Genomic DNA, 1871 nt, shown 5'->3' with positions numbered 1-1871 from the left:
GATCACTCAAGCTCCTAACGCCCGGCTTTGCGGCGTGCCGGAGCGCCAGCGCAGGCGCGTCCGACAACAGCCACTGGTTAAGCTGCTTCGAAGTCCAGACGGTGAATACCATCCAGGTTGACCGTGCCGCGAGCCACCCATAGGTCATACATATCTTGCATCACCAACCAGCTCTCAGGAGTACGCCCGAGAACCTTGGACAACCGCAGAGACATTTCAGGGCTAATGCCACTATCCCCTTTGAGCAGCCGAGACAAAGTAGAAGGTGAAACGCCCAGACTGGAAGCAAGCTGACGAGAGCTGATACCGAAAGGCTCCAGGTACACCTCGCGAATGAATTCACCGGGATGCGGCGGATTATGCATAGTCATTAGTGATAATCCTCATAATCAAGAATGTAGGCGTTGCCGTCCTGAAATTCGAACGTCATGCGCCAATTTCCGTTAACCCGAATCGACCACCGATCTTTGTCTTTACCTTTCAATGGATGAAGCCGAAAACCAGGGATGTCGATGTCTTCCACCGAAGTGGCAGTATCCAGAGCAGCCAGCTGCATGCGCAGTTTCTTGGCGTGATCTGGCTGTATGCCGGACGTGCTGCCGGTCGAGTAGAACCGTTTCAGTCCTTTGTGACGGAATGATTTAATCATGAGGGAATTATAGCATGTTGCGCACCATGCAACAATAGAGCTTAACGCTTGCAGCATGCGCGCACACGGAATGGAGCCGAAGGCGCAATGTAGTGGGCGTCGCCGTGCCTGCACTGGTTATGTGCTTTAACCATTGTGACTGAAAACCACCAGTTTTTTGTCGGGTATCACCATCAGGACGGCCTCATCCTTGAACGAATAGTACGAACCACCGGTTCGTCCGCTCTCTACTATGTCGTCATGCAAAGAGCCACCGATACTCCCGCCGCAAAGCAGTTCATATGACCAATTTTCCGACCTAGTCCAGTCATCTCTTGGAGTTTCCATCCACTCGCCATATGTATAGTACCGGTCAGAATGACCTCGAGCCTGGCCTGATTCCTCGAAAAACTTAACACCTTGCTCTTTGATGGCTTCTGCTGTTTTACCGCCCAATTTGTAGACAGCCGTACCACAACCTTCCCTAAGCCCAGAATCCGAGGTGATAGATATGCGGTAACTGAGACCAATATTTTCTGGAATAGCTTTTCTATACCAGTAATCCTCGAGTAGGTACCAAGCTCCGATTAGAGCAACGACAATTGCTCCGGTAACCTTTAAAGCTTTCATGATTCTGCGAGCTTTCCTTGCACATAACGCCCGCAGCACGGGCAAAATTGTAGCGCAGCGGAAATTTTGTCCCTGTGCCTGCGATTGTTAGGAGTCATCTTCACTGGCGATGGCTCTCGTCAGCTGAATTGACACCACACTACTAGCCGATACCTGTATAGCTTCTACATAACCAAACCCATGAAAGGTTTTCCCTAAAATACGGGCAAGATAATGCTGCGCTGTACTCCACTCCGCGATTTCTACAGGGACAATATTCTGAGACTCCGCGACAAGTTTAGCTCCTTGTTGTAATGGCAACGGAGTGACAATAATAGCCCCGGCACCTCCAGTATCAAGAATTCGAAAAGCTAAACCCCCGAGAGATTCTTGGTTCAGTCGTTTAGCGGTGTATCGTCGGCACTCCAAGATAAGAAATCCACCCTCATCCAGACATGTTGCCGTTCCTTCGACATGCCATTTAGTGCCAGAGCTCCCAGGCAGCACAGCCTCACCGTCAACCGAAATAATTCCTAGCTCCGACGCGAAATGCTGCAGTATTTCTCTTGAAGCAGATTCGTAACGCTTCCAGTCGGGTTGAGACATAAACGTGGCTCCTAACGCTGAAATAAGC

At 50.3% G+C, this 1871-nt stretch carries 4 protein-coding genes; all 4 read right to left on the bottom strand.

The annotated features are described in order from the left end of the window. Positions 1-77: 77 nt before the first annotated feature. Entirely contained in the window at positions 78-371 is a 294-nt protein-coding gene (locus KO508_RS08330; protein WP_216007881.1) for a HigA family addiction module antitoxin, read from the bottom strand. Then, the gene (locus KO508_RS08325; protein ID WP_216007880.1) at positions 371-649 is read right to left on the bottom strand and encodes a type II toxin-antitoxin system RelE/ParE family toxin; all 279 of its coding nucleotides are present in this window, start codon (positions 647-649) and stop codon (positions 371-373) included. Before KO508_RS08325 ends, KO508_RS08330 begins: the two co-directional genes overlap by 1 nt. Positions 650-775: 126 nt before the next feature. After that, positions 776-1258 carry a hypothetical protein gene (locus KO508_RS08320; RefSeq protein WP_113814885.1) on the bottom strand — a complete coding sequence of 161 codons (483 nt, stop codon included), beginning with the start codon at positions 1256-1258 and terminating at the stop codon, positions 776-778. Positions 1259-1345: 87 nt separating this feature from the next. Then, the coding region (locus KO508_RS08315) for a hypothetical protein (protein ID WP_216007879.1) at positions 1346-1871 on the bottom strand (526 nt) is incomplete at its 5' end.

Source organism: Marinobacter salexigens (assembly GCF_018860765.1).
Taxonomy (GTDB): Bacteria; Pseudomonadota; Gammaproteobacteria; order Pseudomonadales; family Oleiphilaceae; genus Marinobacter; species Marinobacter salexigens_A.
This window is presented reverse-complemented; position numbering and strand designations above follow the sequence as displayed.

Coding starts and splice junctions, on each gene's coding strand:
- KO508_RS08330 (WP_216007881.1), bottom strand. CDS start 371: ATGACTATGCATAATCCGCCGCATCCCGGTGAATTCATTCGCGAGGTG.
- KO508_RS08325 (WP_216007880.1), bottom strand. CDS start 649: ATGATTAAATCATTCCGTCACAAAGGACTGAAACGGTTCTACTCGACC.
- KO508_RS08320 (WP_113814885.1), bottom strand. CDS start 1,258: ATGAAAGCTTTAAAGGTTACCGGAGCAATTGTCGTTGCTCTAATCGGA.